This window comes from Microbacterium proteolyticum, assembly GCF_029639405.1.
Lineage (GTDB): Bacteria > Actinomycetota > Actinomycetes > Actinomycetales > Microbacteriaceae > Microbacterium.
Genome location: NZ_CP121274.1, coordinates 1,695,160 through 1,713,347 on the forward strand (window position 1 = coordinate 1,695,160; position 18,188 = coordinate 1,713,347).

At 72.2% G+C, this 18,188-nt stretch carries 12 protein-coding genes; 9 read left to right on the forward strand and 3 right to left on the reverse strand.

Annotation, left to right across the window (positions count from 1 at the left end; translation table 11 throughout):
- Positions 1-28: 28 nt before the first annotated feature.
- On the forward strand, positions 29-1,054 hold the full coding sequence (locus P8R59_RS08680; protein WP_278103612.1) for a hypothetical protein: 1,026 nt from the start codon (positions 29-31) through the stop codon (positions 1,052-1,054).
- Positions 1,055-1,081: 27 nt separating this feature from the next.
- Here P8R59_RS08680 and P8R59_RS08685 read toward each other — a convergent pair whose 3' ends face one another.
- The 3 genes from P8R59_RS08685 to P8R59_RS08695 form a co-directional block, all read right to left on the reverse strand.
- Positions 1,082-1,729: a cyclase family protein gene (locus tag P8R59_RS08685; RefSeq protein ID WP_202401118.1), complete on the reverse strand. Its 648-nt coding sequence runs from the start codon at positions 1,727-1,729 to the stop codon at positions 1,082-1,084.
- A gap of 51 nt (positions 1,730-1,780) precedes the next feature.
- Positions 1,781-3,295: a sodium:solute symporter family protein gene (locus tag P8R59_RS08690; protein ID WP_278103613.1), complete on the reverse strand. Its 1,515-nt coding sequence runs from the start codon at positions 3,293-3,295 to the stop codon at positions 1,781-1,783.
- A 309-nt stretch (positions 3,296-3,604) separates the two neighbouring features.
- A complete protein-coding gene (locus P8R59_RS08695) occupies positions 3,605-4,261 on the reverse strand; it encodes a TetR/AcrR family transcriptional regulator (RefSeq protein ID WP_278103614.1) in 657 nt (218 codons plus the stop codon).
- 86 nt (positions 4,262-4,347) lie between these two features.
- Between P8R59_RS08695 and P8R59_RS08700 the strand changes: the two genes are divergently transcribed.
- The 8 genes from P8R59_RS08700 to rpoB all read left to right on the forward strand — a co-directional run bounded on the left by P8R59_RS08700 (position 4,348) and on the right by rpoB (position 18,158).
- The gene (locus P8R59_RS08700) at positions 4,348-5,187 is read left to right on the forward strand and encodes an urea amidolyase associated protein UAAP1 (protein ID WP_278103615.1); all 840 of its coding nucleotides are present in this window, start codon (positions 4,348-4,350) and stop codon (positions 5,185-5,187) included.
- Between the two features lie 12 nt (positions 5,188-5,199).
- Positions 5,200-5,880 (forward strand): urea amidolyase associated protein UAAP2, encoded by a 681-nt coding sequence (locus tag P8R59_RS08705; protein ID WP_278103616.1) that lies wholly within the window; start codon positions 5,200-5,202, stop codon positions 5,878-5,880.
- The gene (gene uca, locus P8R59_RS08710) at positions 5,877-9,479 is read left to right on the forward strand and encodes an urea carboxylase (RefSeq protein WP_278103617.1); all 3,603 of its coding nucleotides are present in this window, start codon (positions 5,877-5,879) and stop codon (positions 9,477-9,479) included. Before P8R59_RS08705 ends, uca begins: the two co-directional genes overlap by 4 nt.
- The gene (locus P8R59_RS08715; RefSeq protein ID WP_278103618.1) at positions 9,476-11,146 is read left to right on the forward strand and encodes an allophanate hydrolase; all 1,671 of its coding nucleotides are present in this window, start codon (positions 9,476-9,478) and stop codon (positions 11,144-11,146) included. Before uca ends, P8R59_RS08715 begins: the two co-directional genes overlap by 4 nt.
- Positions 11,143-11,973, forward strand: a complete 831-nt coding sequence (locus P8R59_RS08720) for an N-acyl homoserine lactonase family protein (protein ID WP_278103619.1) — start codon at positions 11,143-11,145, stop codon at positions 11,971-11,973. The genes P8R59_RS08715 and P8R59_RS08720 overlap by 4 nt, the downstream gene beginning before the upstream one ends.
- Positions 11,974-12,070: 97 nt before the next feature.
- Positions 12,071-12,826, forward strand: a complete 756-nt coding sequence (locus P8R59_RS08725) for a 5-oxoprolinase subunit PxpA (RefSeq protein WP_278103620.1) — start codon at positions 12,071-12,073, stop codon at positions 12,824-12,826.
- Between the two features lie 11 nt (positions 12,827-12,837).
- Positions 12,838-14,394, forward strand: coding sequence for an urea amidolyase family protein (locus tag P8R59_RS08730; protein ID WP_278103621.1), 1,557 nt, complete (start codon positions 12,838-12,840; stop codon positions 14,392-14,394).
- 269 nt (positions 14,395-14,663) lie between these two features.
- Entirely contained in the window at positions 14,664-18,158 is a 3,495-nt protein-coding gene (gene rpoB / locus P8R59_RS08735) for a DNA-directed RNA polymerase subunit beta (protein WP_278103622.1), read from the forward strand.
- Positions 18,159-18,188 lie beyond the last annotated feature (30 nt).

Consider the following 18,188-nt stretch of genomic DNA (forward strand, 5'->3'; position numbering starts at 1 on the left):
ATAATGGATCCGCAACGGGGGAATGAGCATGATCGAGACCGTCCTCGGAGCCCTCCCGGCTGCGGCGCTCGGCGCGACGTCCATGCACGATCACGTGCTCGCCGACTCGGCCCGCCTGCAGCGCCCGGGCGAGCAGCCCCCGCCCCCGGGCCCGCCCACCGTGCGCCCCGAGACGCGCGCGTACCTCGGCCGCAACATGCTGGCCTTCGCCGACAACCTGCGGCTGGACGATCCGGATGCCGCCGTGGACGAGCTCCGCGCGGCGGTCGCCGCGGGGCAGCGGGCGCTCGTCGAGTCCACGTCGTGGGGGCTGGGGCCCGACCACGGGCGGCTGCCCGCCATCGCGCGGCGGTCGGGGATGACCATCGTCGTCGCGTACGGCACCTACATCCGCTCGACGCTTCCGCCCGCGATCGCGGCGCTCGACGAGGACGGCCTGCGCGACCTGTTCGCCGTCGCGCTCGACGACGCGGTCCCCGGCACGGACTACCGGGCGGGTCTCCTCGGCATCCTGGGCACCACCGCCGGTCTCCCGGGCGCCGAACGCGGCATCCTGCGCGCGGCGGCCGATGCGGCGACGCGCAGCGGTGCGAGCGTCACAGTGCGCCTCGACCCCGACGCGCGCGACGGCATCGCCGTGCTCGACGAGCTCGCGGGTGCGGGGCTGCCGGCGGATCGCGTGATCTTCACCAACGCCGACGAGTTCCTGGATGCCGCGTACTGGCGCGATCTGTCGGACGCGGGCGCGACGCTCGAGATGTGCTTCGGCACCGAGGACGTGCACGTCGGACGCGTGTTCAACCCCACGGACGGGGAGCGTCTGCGCTTCTTCGTCGACGCCGTGGCCGAGCGGCCGTCGGCGTCGTACGTGCTCGGGCAGTCGGTGTGGACGAAGGCGCAGCTCGCCCGCCACGGCGGCTACGGCTACGCCCGGCTGCTCGGAACCGTCGTGCCGGAGCTGCGGGCGCGTCTGGGGGACGCGCGGGTCGAGGAGATGCTCATCGAAGAACCTCGGCGCCTGCTCGACCGCGGAGCGGGACGCCCCGACGCCTGACGGCATCCGGAGCGCCCCGCGCGCGGGTCAGACGACGTTCGCCGTCTCGGCCGGGAGCAGCAGTGCCGGGGCGGGCGCGGCCTCGCGGCCCTCGAACGGCACCGGCTGGCAGACGAGGTAGTAGTCGCCCGCTTCCGTGTCGGCGAGGTTCGCGTTCTCGAGGATGACGACCCCGGCGTTGCAAAGGATGACGTGGGTGGGCCACTCGACCGTGTGGTCGGGGGCCTCCATCGTCATGTAGTCGTTCGCGGCGAAGACGACGCCCTGGTCGACGAGCCACTGTGCGCCGGAGGGGCCGAGCCCCACCCACGTGGGGCTCTTCTCGTTGCGCGTGAGGGCATCGGTGGAGTTGCGCGTCTTGAACAGCACGCGCGTCGCCCCCTCGGCGCCCGCGGCGATCAGGTCGTCGGCGGTGATCTCCTTCTCGACGTGGCGCAGGTCGAGCACCCGCGCCGGGCCGACGGTGTGGGTGAGGGGCAGGGAGTCCACGGTCGTCCCGCCGGGCACGAAATGGCTCGGGGCGTCGACGTGGGTGCCGGTGTGCGCTCCGATGAGCCAGCGCGACACCTCGCTCGGGTTGGTGTCGGAGATCTCCTCCACCATCTCGTACGTGGGTCGGCGACCCCAGTGCAGCATGTCGGGGTGGACGGGGATGCTCAGATCGATGATGGTCACGGGCAGCACCCTAGCGCCAGGGATCCGAAAAGTGCATATTTGGATCCAAACTCACGCGGCGACCTCGACGCCCTCGCGCTCCGACGCCTCCCGCTCGGCCGCGAGGTCGGCCAGCACGGCCATCTCGCGGTCGAGTTCGGGCTCCCGGCGCGGTACCACGAAGGCCAGCACCACGTAGGTCCCGAATCCGACGAGCGCCGACACGAGCGTCGCCCATCCGTCGAACTCCGGGCCGATCAGGTCGTTCGGGATGTAGAAGATGTCGTTCGGCACGCCATAGAGCGTCGGGGTGAGGGCGAGCAGCGTCATCCGCACCACGAATCCGACGGCCATCGCGCCGAGCGCCGCTACCTGACCCGGGCGCTTCCAGAACACGCCGATGACGAACGGCGCCGCGAGGCACGCGAGCATCAGGTCGAAGGCGAGGGTGAGCAGGATGCCGGTCTGGCTGACGCGGATGGCGAGGAAGGCGCCCGCGATCACGAACGGGATCATGGCGATCCGCGTCCAGCGCAGAAGCGGGTCGGGGCCGCTGCCGGTGTGGCGGCGGGCCGTGAAGATGTTGCGGACGGCGATCGCCGAGGTCGCCAGCATCGCGCCGGACGCCGTCGAGAACGACGCGGCGACGATGCCCGAGAGGACGAGGATCGCGATGATCGGCGGGGCGTAGTCGCCGAGGAGCTGGTACAGCACCGGGCCGTTCTCGACCGACAGCCCGAGGGTCGACGAGACGCTCAGGGCCACGATGGCGAAGACCGAGCCGATGGCCGCGGTGAGGCCGGCGGCGATGAAGCACGAGCGCTGCGCGACCGTCGGGCTCTTCGCGCCGAAGATGCGCTGCATGAAGTCGATCGCGACGATGTCGCCGATGGCGAGCGAGATGAGCGTCGCCCAGTTGATCGGGGCTCCGGCGGCGGGGTCGGTGAGCTGCTGGAGGTCGAGCGGTCCCATGCCCTCGGGGATGACGATCCCGTACGAGAGGGCGACCCAGGCGAGCAGGGCGATGGCCGCCACGACGGTGATCGTGGTCTGGATCGCCGCGGTGTAGGCATCCGAGAACAGGCCGCCGGCGACCGTGTACGCGAGCACGAGGACCACGGCGAGCACCACGCCCCACGCGTAGGGGATGTTGGCGAAGCGCTCGAGGAGGAAGCCGCACGCGACGAGGTTGCCCGCGAGCAGGAACGTGAACGACACGATCATGAGCACGGATGCCAGCAGCTCCACGGGGCGTCCGTACCGCAGGCGGAAGAAGTCGCCCAGCGTGAAGAGCTTCATGGAGTTCATGCGCTTGGCGAGGAAGAGCCCCGTCAGGAGGAGGCAGACGGCGAGGCCGATGGCGAGCGAGGCCCCCGACCAGAAGCCGAACTGCGACGTGAGGTCGGTGTTCCCGACCGTCGCGTTGGCGTCGACGGCGGCGGCGGTGAGGCTCACGGCGACGAGCGGCACGCCGAGGCGGCGCCCGGCGACGAGGTAGTTCGCACTGTCGCCGTCGACCTTGCGTGCGACGACGATGCCGACGACGAGGATGAGGACGACGCTGAGCGCGACTCCGAAGATGATCATGGCGGGCTCCCGGCGATGAGGGACGGATCGGGTTTCTGTTGCTTGACAGAAACGATCCGCTCGCCGGGGTCTCGCGTGGTTTCGGCCGTGTAAAAGGCGCGTGAAATCGCCCGCGGCGCCGGGGCACGGCATCCGGGCCCGCGGCTCCGCGAGGTCGTGGCGTCCGGGGTCGCGGCTTCCCGCGCACGCATAAACGCTTTCCGCGCGCAGAAACGCGTGGACAGCGCGTTTATGGTCGCGAATCGCGTTTATGCGTGCTCGCGCGGACGCGGCGGCTCCGGGATCGGGGCGCCACCGGGCGGACGCGGCTCAGCCCAGCGCCGACAGCACCCCGGGCCCCGCCGCGGCCGCGCGCTCGCGCGTCGCAGCGTCGAGATCGAGGACGCGCAACGCGGCGGCGGCGATGGTCGTGGCATCCAGGGTCGCCGTCTGCCCGCCCTTGCGCTGCAGGATGACGCTCTCGACCAGCGCCAGCACGAGGGAGGCGCCCGCGGCGGCGGTGTCCGGGGCGACGCCGCACGCGGCCACGAGCGTGCGGTAGGTCGTCTCGAGCTCGCTCCGGCGTTCGCGGAACGGCTCGAACGCCGCGTCCGACACCTCGGGCAGCAGGTACAGCGCGCCGGTGTTGTGCGGGGCTTCGGCGAGCAGCGTGACGTCCGCGACGCACAGCGCCCACAGGCGTGCGGCGGGTTCCTCCTCGCGCGCGAGCAGCTGGGCGGCGACATCGAGCGAGGGCTGCACGGTGTCGAGGAGCAGCGCGAGGAGGATGTCCTGCTTGCGCGCGAAGTGGTGGTACAGCGTGGCTTGGCGGATGCCGGCGGCTTCGGCGATCGCGTGCGTGCTGGCCGAGGCGTACCCGCGCGTGCCGAAGAGGGCGGCCGCGGCGGCCAGGACGTCGGCGCGCGTGCCGAGTCCGGTGGGGGACGCACCCGAGGCGCGGGGGCGTCCGGTTCGGGTGGCGGCCATGCGCTCCACCGTACCGGGGGGCCGCGTAACGCCACCGAAACGCACGCCTGCTCTAATACCTGTCAAGCGACAGAAAGAGGCTGCACATGGAAGGTCGTGTCGACGCTCTCGGCAACGTGGGGCGCGCCCGTGAGGACGCCCGCGCCCGTGCCGCACAGTCGGAATGGATGCCGTATCTCCCGCCCTCGACGGCTCCCTTCGCCCCGGAGGGGGTCGCCGCGGAAGACCTGCGCTGGGCCGAGACGGTGGCGCCGGGCGGCTACACGCACCTGCGCGTCGCCCGCGGCACACGCCTGCGCTTCACGGATCCCACCGGCGACGCGTGCGCGACCGTGCTCCTCTTCAACGCCGTCGAACCCGGCGAGCGACTCAACGTCGCGGACACGCAGAAGATCCCGTGGCAGGCGTACCTCGGCGAGGGCCACCCGCTGCTCTCGGGCGACGGCCGCGTCCTCGCGACGATCGCCGCCGACACCTCGGGCCACCACGACGCGTTCTGCGGCACCTCCACGGACGCCTGGAACGAGCAGCGGTACGGCGACGCGGCGCCCGAGGGTCCGTCGCCGTCGGGTCACGGTCTGCTGCGCCTCGCCGCGAGCAAGCACGGCCTGACCGTCCGCGACCTGCCGCCCGCGGTCTCGTTCTTCCAGGGTGTGCGCGCGAACCCCGAGGGCGACCTCGAGTGGCTCGGTTCCGCCGGTCCGGGGGCGTCGGTCGAGCTCGTCGCGGAACTGCCGTTGATCGTGCTGGTCGCCGACGTCCCGCACCCGCTCGACCCGCGCGAGGACTACATCGTCGGCCCGCTGCAGGTCACGGCGTGGGCGTCCGAGCCGACCGGCGAGGGGGATGCCGTGTTCTCCCTGACCCCCGAGCGCGAACGCGCCTACCGCAACAGCATCACGTACGCCGCCCTGGCCGGGCTCTGAGCAGGAGTCGTCATGATCACCACCGTTCCCGAACGTCCCGTCCACGCCGACGGCGTGCCCCTCGACTGGTCCGAGCCGCTCGTGCCCGGCGAGGTCGTGCTCGATGAGCGCGTCGCGCCGCGCGGACCGTGGTCGGGCATCGTCCGCGCCGGCGACGTCCTGACGATCGTCGACGTGGGCGGCAACCAGTCCGCCGACTTCCTCGTCTACGCCGCCGACGACACCGACGAGCGCTACAGCGCCGCCGACACCATCGCGTGGCAGCGCAACGTCTACGTCCGCACCGGCACGGTGCTGCGCAGCAACCTCGGCCTTCCGCTCATGACCGTGGTCGGCAACGAGGTCGACCGGCAGGACACGATCGGAGGCGCCTGCTCGAAGGAGTCGAACACCCTCCGCTACGGCCACCACACGATGTACCAGCACGGCTGCCGCGAGAACTTCCTCGCAGAGGCGGCCCGCTACGGTCTCGGCGCCCGCGACCTCGTGTCGAACCTCAACTGGTTCATGAACGTCCCGGTCGAGGAGGACGGATCGCTCGGCATCGTCGACGGCATGTCGGCGCCCGGGAAGGGCGTGGCCCTCCGCGCCGAGCGCGACGTGCTCGTGATCGTGTCGAACTGCCCGCAGATGAACAACCCGTGCAACGACTTCAGCTGCACGCCGCTGCGCATGGTGGTGACGCGCCCGTGACCGGTTTCGACACGCTCCTCGTCGCTAACCGCGGCGAGATCGCCCGCCGCATCCTGCGCTCGGCGCGCGAGCGGGGCCTCCGCACGGTCGCGGTCTTCTCGGACGCCGACCGCGCCGCGCCCCACGTCCGCGAGGCCGACGAGGCCGTGCGCCTCGGCCCCGCCCCCGCCGCGGAGTCGTACCTCCGCATCGACGCGATCCTCGACGCCGCCCGCGCCACGGGCGCCGGGGCGATCCACCCCGGGTACGGGTTCCTCGCCGAGAACGCCGACGCGGCACGCGCCGTCGAGGCGGCGGGGCTCGCGTGGGTCGGTCCGACGCCCGAGCAGCTCGAGGCCTTCGGTCTGAAGCACCGCGCGCGGGCGCTCGCCGAGGCCGCGGGTGTGCCGCTCCTCCCCGGCACCGGCGTGCTCGCGTCGGCCTCGGAGGCCGAGGCCGCGGCATCCGTCATCGGATACCCCGTGATGCTCAAGGCCACCGGCGGTGGCGGCGGCATCGGCATGCGCGTGTGCGCGGATGCCGACGAGCTCCGCGCCGCGTACGACGCGGTGGTCCGCCAGGCCGAGGCGAGCTTCGGCACGCCCGGGGTGTTCCTGGAGAAGTTCGTGCGCCCCGCGCGGCACGTCGAAGTGCAGCTCTTCGGCGACGGCGCGGGCCGCGTCGCGGTCCTCGGCGACCGCGACTGCTCGCCGCAGCGCCGGAACCAGAAGGTCGTCGAGGAGGCACCGGCGCCCGGACTCCCCGACGCGGTGCGTGCGGAACTGCACCGCACCGCGGCGGCCCTGGCATCCGGCATCCGGTACCGCTCCGCCGGAACCGCGGAGTTCGTCTATGACCCGATCGCCGAGCGCGCGTACTTCCTCGAGGTCAACGCGCGCCTGCAGGTCGAGCACCCCGTCACCGAGGCGGTCTTCGGCGTCGACCTGGTCGGCCTGATGCTCGATCTCGCCGGCGGCGGCCCCGACGCCGTGCCGGACGCCCTGTTCGCGGAAGCCCGCGAACCGCGCGGACACGCGGTCGAGGCCCGCATCTACGCCGAGGACCCCGACCGCGGCAACACCCCATCGACCGGACTCGTCACCGCCGTGCAGCTGCCCGAGGGCGATGGCATCCGCGTCGATGCGTGGGTCGAGGCCGGCAGCGAGGTCTCGCCGTTCTACGACCCGCTGCTGGGCAAGGTCATCGCGCACGGCGCCGACCGCGACGCGGCCCTCGACCGGCTCTCCGCCGCGCTCGCCGACACGCGCATCGACGGCATCGTGACGGGCGCCGGCATGATCCGCGAGATCGTGAACGACCCGCGCGTCCGTGCCGTCGCGCACGACACCGGGACCCTCGACGACGCGCACGACCCCGACCCGCGCATCGACGTCGTGGATGCCGGCATGCTCACGACCGTGCAGGACCTGCCCGGACGCGTGGGGTACTGGCAGATCGGCGTCCCGCCGTCCGGGCCCATGGATGCCGTGTCCTTCCGCGAGGCCAACCTCGCCGTCGGCAACCCCGAGGGGGCGCCGGGCCTGGAGATCACGCTGACCGGTCCGACCCTGCGCTTCAGCGTGGACTCGGTCGTCGCCGTGACGGGAGCGCCGGTCACGGTCGAGGTCGACGGTGTCGCCGCCCCGCAGTGGGAGCCGATCGAGGTTCCCGCGGGCGGCGTGCTGCGCATCGGCACCGCCGAGGGCCCGGGCATGCGGGTGTTCCTCGCCGTGCGCGGCGGCATCGACGTGCCGTCGTACCTCGGGAGCGCGTCGACCTTCACGCTCGGCGGCTTCGGCGGGCACGGCGGCCGCGCGCTCGTGACCGGAGACGTGCTGCGCCCGGGGACTGCGGCGGTCGCCGCCCCGGCACCGATCCCCGCGGCGAGGCGCCCGCACCTCGACACGACGTGGGTCCTCGCGGTGACCGAGGGGCCGCACGGCGCCCCCGAGTTCTTCACGCGCGCCGACATCGACGCGCTGTACTCCGCGGAGTACCGCGTGCAGGTCAACTCCGCCCGCACCGGCGTGCGGCTCACCGGCCCGAAGCCGGCGTGGGCGCGCACCGACGGCGGCGAGGCGGGGCTGCACCCCTCGAACATCCACGACACGCCCTACGCCGTCGGCGCGCTCGACTTCACCGGCGATACCCCCGTGCTCCTCGGCCCCGACGGGCCGAGCCTCGGCGGGTTCGTGTGCCCGGTGGTCGTGGCATCCGGGGATCTCTGGAAGCTCGGGCAGCTGCGGCCGGGCGACGTCGTGCGGTTCGCGCCGGTGCGCGAGGCCGATGCGGCCACGCTCGACCCGGCGATCGCCGCCCCCGCCCTCGTCGGCACCGGCGACGGCGACGACGGCGTGATCGCCTTGCGCGAGGCCGAGGTCGAGGGGGAGCGCGTCCTCCGCCCGCGGACGACGTACCGCCGCGACGGCGACGACAACGTCCTCGTCGAGTTCGGCGACCAGGTGCTCGACCTGGGGCTGCGCATGCGCGTGCACGCGCTGCAGGAACGCCTCGCGCACGAGGCGCCGAGAGGGATCCTCGACGTCACCCCCGGCATCCGGTCGCTCCAGGTGCACACGGATGCCTCGGTGCTGCGCGCGTCGCAACTCGTGGGATTGCTGCGCGAACTCGACGACGACCTGCCGCCCACGTCCGAGCTCGTCGTGCCGTCGCGCGAGGTGCGGCTGCCGCTGTCGTGGGACGACCCCGCGACGCGTCTGGCGATCGAGCGGTACATGGCGGGCGTCCGCGACGACGCCCCGTGGACGCCGTGGAACATCGAGTTCATCCGCCGCATCAACGGCCTCGACAGCGTCGACGACGTCTACCGCACCGTGTTCGACGCGCAGTACCTCGTGATGGGGCTCGGCGACGTGTACCTCGGGGCGCCGGTGGCGACACCGCTCGACCCGCGCCACCGCCTGGTCACGACGAAGTACAACCCGGCGCGCACGTGGACGGCCGAGAACTCCGTCGGCATCGGCGGCGCGTACATGTGCATCTACGGCATGGAGGGCCCGGGCGGCTACCAGTTCGTTGGCCGTACCGTGCAGATCTGGAACCGTTTCCGCCGCGGCGGGCTGTTCGCCGAGAACCCGTGGGCGCTGCGATTCTTCGACCGCATCCGCTGGTACCCCGTCTCGGCCGAGGAACTCCTCGACCTCCGGGCGGACGTGGATGCCGGGCGCGGGAATTTCGAGACCGTTGAGGGCGAGTTCGCCCTGGCGGAGTACGAGCGGTTCCTCGCCGACGAGGCGCCGGGGATCGAGGCGTTCCGCGAGCGCCAACGCCGCGCTTTCGACGAGGAGCGCGAGCGGTGGCGCGCGAGCGGCGAGTTCGACCGCGTCGACGAGGCACCGGCCGCGGCCCCGACCGCGGGCCGCGAACTGCCGCCCGGAACGGTGGGGGTGACCGCGCCGTTCGCCGCCGCGGTCTGGCGCGTGGATGCCGCTCAGGGAGCGGCCGTGCAGAAGGAAGAGAAGATGATCGTGCTGGAGGCGATGAAGATGGAGACCCCGATCGGGTCGCCGGTGACGGGGACCGTCGCCGAGGTGTTCGTACGGCCCGGCGAGACCGTGGCCGCGGGCCAGCTGCTCGCCGCCGTGGCGGTGGACGCGTGAGCGCCGTCGAGCGGGTCCGCGCCGCGTACGCCCGGATGCGCGAGGTCGACCGCCCCGAGGTGTGGATCACGGTCCGCGACGAGGACGACGCGCTCGCTGAGGCGGCCGAGGTCGATCTCGGCGTCGCGGCGGGGGAGCGCCTGCCGCTCGCCGGCACCGTCGTCGCGGTGAAGGACAACATCGATGTCGAGGGGATGCCGACCACCGCCGGGAGCCGCGCGTACGCGTACCGTCCCGAGCGTGACGCGACCGCGGTGGCGCGCCTGCGCGCGGCCGGGGCCGTGGTGATCGGCAAGACGAACCTCGACCAGTTCGCCACCGGACTCGTGGGGACCCGGAGCCCCTTCGGGGCCGTCCGCAACGCGTGGGACCCGACGCGCATCTCGGGCGGCTCCAGCTCGGGGTCGGCCGTGGCCGTGGCCCTCGGCGTCGTCGACCTCGCGCTCGGCACCGACACGGCCGGTTCCGGTCGCGTGCCCGCGGCGCTCAACGGCATCGTCGGCGTGAAGCCCACGGTCGGGCTCGTGCCCGCCACCGGCGTCGTGCCCGCGTGCCGCACGCTCGACTGCGTCACCGTGTTCGCGCGCGACCTGTCCGACGCCCGCGCCGCCGCCGAGCTCATGGCCGGCCCCGACGGGATCGACCCGCTCGGCCGCGAGGACCGCCCCGCCCCGCCGCTCGACGCGCGCCCGCGCGTGGCCATCCCGACGCCCGATCACCTCGAGGGCCTCGCCGACGGCTGGGCCGAAGCCTTCGCCGGTGTCGTCGCCGCGCTCGCCGCCTCGGGCGTGGAGATCGTCGAGGTCGATATCGCGCCGCTCCTCGAAGCGGCGTCGCTGCTGTACGGCGGCGCGTTCGTCGCGGAGCGCACCGCGGCCGTCGGCGACTTCATCGCGGCCCACCCCGAGCTCGTCGGCACCGACCTCGACCCGACGGTGGCCGGGATCGTGCTCGGCGGGGCCGAGGCGCGGGCCGCGGACTACTTCCGCGACCGCGAGCGTCTCGACCGCCTCGGGGCGGAGGGGCTGCGCCGACTCGACGGGACCGTGGCGCTGCTCACACCGACGACCACGTGGCATCCGACCCTCGACGAGGTCGCGGCCGACCCGGTCGGCGCGAACAGCCGCATGGGCCGGTACACGAACTTCGCGAACCTGCTCGACAGGAGCGCCCTCGCCGTCCCCGCCGGGGTGGTGGGTGGCCGCGCGTTCGGCGTGATGCTCACCGGTGCGCCGTTCGCCGACCGCACGCTCGCGCAGCTCGCCGAGCGCATCCAGGCGCCGTCCGTCGACCTCCTCGTCGTGGGCGCGCACCTGCGCGGGCAGCCGCTGAACCACCAGCTCGTCGCCGCGGGCGGAACATTTATCGCCGAGGTCGAGACCGCCGCGCAGTACCGGCTCTACGCCCTCGACACGGTTCCGCCGAAGCCGGGCCTCGCCCGCGCGGCCGAGGGCGGCGCCGCGATCGCGGGGGAGGTGTGGCGGCTTCCGGCCGCCGGGTTCGGACGCTTCGTCGCGGATCTGCCCGCCCCCATGGGCATCGGTTCCGCCGTGCTTGCGGACGGGTCGAGTGTCGCCGGCTTCCTGTGCGAGGCCGTCGCGCTGGAGGGTGCGACCGACATCACCGCCCACGGCGGCTGGCGCGCGTACCGGGCGGCGACGGCGTGAGCTCGACGGTCGTCGATCACGCCGACCTGCCGCCGCTGCGGCTCGGCGGCCGGCCGCGGCGCCTGGTCCCGATGGTCGTGGGGTACGAGCCGATCCCCGAGGCCGTGTCCCTCCACGGCGGCAGCAGCTTCCGGTTCCTCATGGAGCCGGTGACCGCGGTCGCGGTCGTGTTCGACGAGGGGTGGGTGCTCGTCGACGGCGGGTTCGACCCGGCGCGCATCCGCGACCGCGCGACGCGCACGGCATCCTTCGACTACGAGAACTACACGCCGATCGTTCCGCCCGGCGACCCGTTGGTCGACCAGATCGCCGAGGCGGGGCTCGACCTCGGCGATCTCGCGGCGGCGCTGCTCACGCACTCGCACTTCGACCACACCGGTGCCGCCCGCCTGCTCACTCCCGATCAGCCGCTGCTGCTGCAGCGGAGGGAGTGGCAGCACGTCAACCAGACCACCGACGCCCGCGGGAACTTCCTCTTCCACGCCGACCTCGACCGCGACGGCCTCACGCTCGGCCTGCTCGACGGCGATACGCCCCTGGCTGCGGGTCTCACCGCGATCGACACGTCGGGGCACACCCCGGGGCACCAGTCGTTCGCCGTGGAGCTGCCGGAGCGCACCGTCGTCCTGGCCGGAGACGCCGCGGACCTGCTCGACAACATCGAGCGTGAGGTCCGCTGCGGTTCGACGGTGGGCGACGACGGCCCCGCGCTCGCCGATCGCGCGATCTCCCGCCTGGCCTCCCTGCACCGGGCTCCGTCGTCCGAGGTGTGGCCCGCCCATGACCCCGCTTTCCCGGTCTGGTCGGCGATCGTCCGCTCCCGCTGACCCCCGCCGCTTGGGGCGTGAGTCGCCAAGATTTGTCGCCTCCGCGGCCGGCGAAGCGACAAATCCTGGCGACTCACGCCCGCAAAGCGTGGGTAGCGTGAGGGGCGTGGACCTCAACGCCGACCTCGGAGAGACGCGCGACGGGATGCCGACCGCCGACGACGAAGCCATGTTCGCGGTCATCAGCAGCGCCTCCGTCGCGTGCGGCGGGCATGCGGGCGACGACGCCTCGATGCGGGCCTCGGTCGAGCGCGCGGCGCGGTTCGGCGTCGCGATCGGCGCGCACCCGTCGTACGAGGACCGCGCGAACTTCGGCCGCATCCGCCGCGATCCGCCCGCGTCCGAGTTGCGCGCGAGCGTGGCCCGTCAGCTCGACGCCCTGGAGGCCGCCGGCGCCGACCTCCGCTACGTGAAGCCGCACGGTGCGCTGTACCACGCGGTCTCCGCCGACCCGGTGCAGGCCGCCGCGGTCGTCGCCGCGGTCGCCGACCACTCCGCCCGCCTCGGCCGACCCCTGCCCGTGCTCGGCCTGCCGGGTGCGATCGTCGAGGCCGCGGCATCCGCGGGACTCCCGTTCGTGCCCGAGGCGTTCCTCGACCGCGGGTACACGGCACGCGGCGGGCTCGTGCCGCGCGACCAGCCGGGAGCGCTCATCGACGACCCCGCTCGCGTCGCCGACCGCGCACTGCGCCTGGCCCTCGAGGGGACGGTGGATGCCGTCGACGGCACGACCCTGACCGTGGATGCCGCGTCCCTGTGCCTGCACGGCGACACCCCCGCCGCGGTCGCCATGGCCCGTGCCGTGCGCGCGGCGCTGGACGCGGCGCATATAGAGGTCCGCGCGCCGTGGTGACACTGCGGCCGATGGGGGAGCGGGCGATCCTGGCCGAGGTCGACGATCTCGCCCGGGTCCTGGGACTCCACGCGGCGCTCGCCGCGAGCCCACCCGCGGGTGTCGACGACCTCGTCCCCGCGGCCCGCACCGTGCTCGTCGCCTTCGACCCGGCCCGCATCGCCCCCGCCGCGGTCCGGGCGTGGATCCTCTCGGTCGGGCAGACCCCTCCGGATGCCACGGCGCCCGGCGCCCTCGTCGAGATCCCGACGCGCTACGACGGCCCCGACCTCGAGGAGACCGCCGCCCTGCTCGGCATCCGTCCCGCCGACCTCGTGGCGCGGCACGCCGGCGCCGAGTGGACCGTCGCCTTCACGGGCTTCGCTCCCGGGTTCGCCTATCTGGTGAGCGACGCCTGGCCCCACGACGTCCCGCGGCTCGCGCAGCCGCGCACCCGCGTCCCCGCCGGGTCGATCGGTCTCGCGGGCGGGTTCTCGGGCGCCTACCCTCGCGAGACCCCCGGCGGCTGGCGCCTGATCGGCACCACCGATGCTCCCCTCTTCATTCCGGATGCCGCCGACCCGGTGCTCCTCGCCCCCGGCGCCCGGGTGCGGTTCGTGCCGCAGCGCGCGGCCGTGTCCGCGGCCGGGGCAACCGCCACGGGAGGGGATTCGGCGAGCGGAGGGGCGGATGCCGCCGCGGCATCCTCCGTTCCCGAGATCCCCTCCCGCCTCCCCGCGCTCCGCATCGTCGCCCCCGGCGCTCTCGCGACCGTGCAGGACCTCGGCCGCCCCGGACGCGCCGCGCTCGGCGTCGCACGGTCCGGCGCGCTCGACCGCGGAGCGCTCCGCATCGCCAACCGCCTGGTCGGCAACGCCGAGGATGCCGCGGGCGTCGAGATCGTGCTCGGCGGATTCCGCGCCGTCGCCGAGCGTGACACGTGGGTCGCTGTCACGGGTGCGCTCGGCGATCTCCACCTCGACGGAAGGGCGGTGGATGCCTACACCCCGGTGTTCCTCCCCGCCGGCGCCGAGCTGTCGATCGGTGTCGCCCGCGGGGGTGCGCGCTTCGTGCTCGCCGTGCGCGGCGGGGTCACGGGACCGGAGACGCTCGGGTCCCGCTCGACCGACGTGCTCGCGTCGCTCGGCCCGCCCGCGCTCCGCGCCGGCGACGTGCTGCGCGCGGGGGAGGCGTCGCACCCGATGCCCGTCGTGGATGTCTTCCCGTGGTCCGTGCCGGAAGCCTCGATCGACGTGGACCTCGCCCCCGGTCCGCGCGCCGACTGGTTCACGCCCGCCGCCCGGCGAACACTGGGCGAGGCGACGTGGACCGTCTCGCGCGACGCCGACCGGGTCGGCATCCGTCTCGACGGTCCGGCGCTCGAACGGGTGCGGCACGACGAACTCCCCAGCGAGGGCATGCGGCCCGGCGCCCTGCAGGTACCGCCCCACGGGCGTCCGGTCGTGCTGCTCGCCGACGGGCCCGTGACCGGCGGCTACCCCGTGATCGCGGTGGTGACGGATGCGGCGCTCGACCGTCTCGCGCAGGTCCGGCCCGGTGATCGCGTGCGCTTCCGCGGGTCTCGGTAGGGTCGGACGCGGGAATCCGGGAGGAGCGCCCGCGGTTATACCGCAGGTACGCAAAGTCGTCAAGAATCCGACTGGACACGGCGCGTCCTCCCGCGTATGCTTGGACTTTGCGCTCCTCGATTCCCCCTGCCCTCATATGGTGGTCGGCTGAGCCTGCCCGTCCCCGCTTCATCGCGGTGTGCGACGTGCAGGTTATCGGGGCAGGAACGCACTCCACCTGACGACAAGGAATCACGAGCCCCTCGCCCGGGCTTCTGGAGGTTTTTCCCTTGGCTGCTGCGAGCAACGCATCCACCACCACCCCGAAGAGCGGACGCGGCGCATCCCGCCTCTCGTTCGCGAAGATCTCCGACAAGCTGACCGTTCCCGATCTGCTCGCGCTGCAGACCGAGTCGTTCGACTGGCTGGTCGGCAACGAGGCCTGGAAGGCGCGCGTCGCCGAAGCCCAGGCGACCGGGCGCACCGATGTGCCCGAGATCAGCGGTCTCGAGGAGATCTTCGAGGAGATCTCGCCCATCGAAGACCTGAGCGAGACCATGCAGCTCTCGTTCACGAACCCGTACCTCGAGCCCGAGAAGTACTCGATCGAAGAGTGCAAGGAGCGCGGCAAGACCTACGCCGCCCCGCTGTACGTCGAGGCCGAGTTCATGAACCACCAGACCGGTGAGATCAAGACCCAGACGGTCTTCATGGGCGACTTCCCGCTCCAGACCGACAAGGGCACGTTCATCATCAACGGCACCGAGCGTGTCGTCGTGTCGCAGCTCGTGCGTTCGCCCGGTGTCTACTTCGACAAGACGCCCGACAAGACCTCCGACAAGGACATCGTCTCGGCGCGCGTGATCCCCTCGCGCGGTGCCTGGCTCGAGTTCGAGATCGACAAGCGCGACCAGGTCGGCGTGCGCATCGACCGCAAGCGCAAGCAGTCCGTCACCGTCTTCCTCAAGGCCCTCGGCCTCACCAGCGAGGACATCCTCGCCGAGTTCGCCGGCTTCGACTCCATCGAGGAGACGCTGTCGAAGGACACGATCCTCACGAAGGAAGACGCGCTCCGCGACATCTACCGCAAGCTCCGTCCGGGCGAGCAGGTCGCCGCCGAGGCCGCCCGCGCGCTGCTGGACAACTTCTACTTCAACCCGAAGCGCTACGACCTGGCCAAGGTGGGTCGCTACAAGATCAACCAGAAGCTCGGTCTCGACAAGCCGCTGTCGGACTCGGTGCTGACCGTCGACGACATCGTCGCCACGATCAAGTACCTCGTGCGCCTGCACCGCGGTGACACCGCCTTCGACGGCGTGCGTCACGGCCAGGCCGCCGAGATCCGCCTCGACGTCGACGACATCGACAACTTCGGCAACCGTCGCATCCGCGCCGTCGGCGAGCTCATCCAGAACCAGGTCCGCACCGGTCTGTCGCGTATGGAGCGCGTCGTCCGCGAGCGCATGACCACGCAGGACATCGAGGCGATCACGCCGCAGACCCTGATCAACGTGCGCCCCGTCGTGGCCGCGATCAAGGAGTTCTTCGGCACGTCGCAGCTGTCGCAGTTCATGGACCAGAACAACCCGCTCGCGGGTCTGACCCACAAGCGTCGCCTCTCGGCGCTGGGCCCCGGTGGTCTGTCCCGTGAGCGTGCCGGCGTCGAGGTCCGTGACGTCCACCCCTCGCACTACGGCCGCATGTGCCCGATCGAGACGCCGGAAGGCCCGAACATCGGTCTGATCGGTTCGCTGGCATCGTTCGCGCGCATCAACGCGTTCGGCTTCATCGAGACCCCGTACCGTCGCGTCGTCGACGGTCGCGTGACCGACCAGATCGACTACCTCACCGCGAGCGAGGAGAGCGACCACATCGTCGCTCAGGCCGGTGTCGCCCTCAAGGCCGACGGCCACTTCGTCGAGGACCGCATCCTGGCCCGCCGCGGCCAGGGTGGCGAGGTCGACCTGTTCCCCGTCGACGAGATCGGCTACATGGACGTCTCGCCGCGCCAGATGGTGTCGGTGGCGACCTCGCTCATCCCGTTCCTCGAGCACGACGACGCCAACCGCGCCCTCATGGGTGCGAACATGCAGCGCCAGGCGGTCCCGCTCGTGCGCAGCGAGTCGCCCGTCGTGGGTACCGGTATGGAGGGCTTCGCCGCGATCGACGCCGGTGACGTCGTCACCGCCGAGAAGTCGGGCGTCGTCCTGGAGGTCTCGGCCGACGTCGTGACCATCCAGCTCGACGAGGGCGGCACGCAGGACTACTTCCTCCGCAAGTTCGACCGCTCGAACCAGGGCACGTCCTACAACCAGCGCGTGGTCGTCTCGGCCGGCGAGCGCATCGAGGCCGGCGAGGTCATCGCCGACGGTCCCGCGACCGAGAACGGCGAGCTCGCCCTCGGCAAGAACCTCCTCGTGGCGTTCATGACGTGGGAAGGTCACAACTTCGAGGACGCGATCATCCTCAGCCAGGACCTCGTGAAGGACGACACGCTCTCGTCGATCCACATCGAGGAGTACGAGGTCGACGCGCGCGACACCAAGCTCGGCAAGGAGGAGATCACCCGTGACCTCCCCAACGTCAGCCCCGACCTGCTGAAGGACCTCGACGAGCGCGGCATCGTCCGCATCGGCGCCGAGGTGCGTCCCGGCGACATCCTCGTCGGCAAGGTCACGCCCAAGGGCGAGACCGAGCTGTCGGCCGAGGAGCGCCTGCTCCGCGCGATCTTCAACGAGAAGAGCCGCGAAGTCCGTGACACCTCGCTGAAGGTGCCCCACGGCGAGCAGGGCACGATCATCGCCGTCAAGGAGTTCAACGCCGAGGACGGCGACGACGAGCTCGGCTCGGGCGTCAACCGTCGCGTCGTGGTCTACATCGCCCAGAAGCGCAAGATCACCGAGGGTGACAAGCTCGCCGGCCGCCACGGCAACAAGGGTGTCATCGCCAAGATCCTCCCGATCGAGGACATGCCCTTCCTCGCCGACGGCACGCCGGTCGACGTCGTGCTCAACCCGCTCGGTATCCCCGGTCGAATGAACTTCGGTCAGGTCCTCGAGCTCCACCTCGGCTGGATCGCCCAGCAGGGCTGGAAGGTCGAGGGCACCCCGGATTGGGCGGCGCACCTGCCCGAGGTGGCCCGCGAGGCCGCTCCCGGCACCAAGGTCGCGACCCCCGTGTTCGACGGCGCCTTCGAGGACGAGATCGCGGGTCTGCTCGACTCGACGATCCCGAACCGCGACGGCGAGCGACTGATCGACTCCACCGGAAAGACCATCCTGTTCGACGGTCGTCACGGAGAGCCGTTCCCGGCGCCCATCTCGGTCGGCTACATGTACATCCTGAAGCTGCACCACCTCGTCGACGACAAGATCCACGCTCGCTCGACGGGCCCCTACTCGATGATCACCCAGCAGCCGCTCGGCGGTAAGGCCCAGTTCGGTGGCCAGCGCTTCGGTGAGATGGAGGTGTGGGCGCTCGAGGCCTACGGCGCCGCGTACGCGCTGCAGGAGCTCCTCACGATCAAGTCCGACGACATCCTCGGCCGCGTCAAGGTGTACGAGGCGATCGTCAAGGGCGAGAACATCCAGGAGCCCGGCATCCCCGAGTCCTTCAAGGTGCTCATGAAGGAGATGCAGTCGCTCTGCCTGAACGTCGAGGTCCTCTCGGCCGACGGCACGGCGGTCAACCTCCGTGACACCGACGACGACGCCTTCCGCGCCGCCGAAGAGCTCGGCATCAACATCTCCAGCCGCTTCGAGTCCTCGTCCATCGACGAGATCTGACCCGGCCAGGCAACGAACAGAATTCCGACA

What these genes read in the sequence shown, in the direction of transcription:
- P8R59_RS08680 (WP_278103612.1), top strand. Translation starts at nt 29, where the DNA reads ATGATCGAGACCGTCCTCGGAGCCCTCCCGGCTGCGGCGCTCGGCGCG.
- P8R59_RS08690 (WP_278103613.1), bottom strand. Translation starts at nt 3,295, where the DNA reads ATGATCATCTTCGGAGTCGCGCTCAGCGTCGTCCTCATCCTCGTCGTC.
- P8R59_RS08695 (WP_278103614.1), bottom strand. Translation starts at nt 4,261, where the DNA reads ATGGCCGCCACCCGAACCGGACGCCCCCGCGCCTCGGGTGCGTCCCCC.
- P8R59_RS08700 (WP_278103615.1), top strand. Translation starts at nt 4,348, where the DNA reads ATGGAAGGTCGTGTCGACGCTCTCGGCAACGTGGGGCGCGCCCGTGAG.
- P8R59_RS08705 (WP_278103616.1), top strand. Translation starts at nt 5,200, where the DNA reads ATGATCACCACCGTTCCCGAACGTCCCGTCCACGCCGACGGCGTGCCC.
- P8R59_RS08730 (WP_278103621.1), top strand. Translation starts at nt 12,838, where the DNA reads ATGGGGGAGCGGGCGATCCTGGCCGAGGTCGACGATCTCGCCCGGGTC.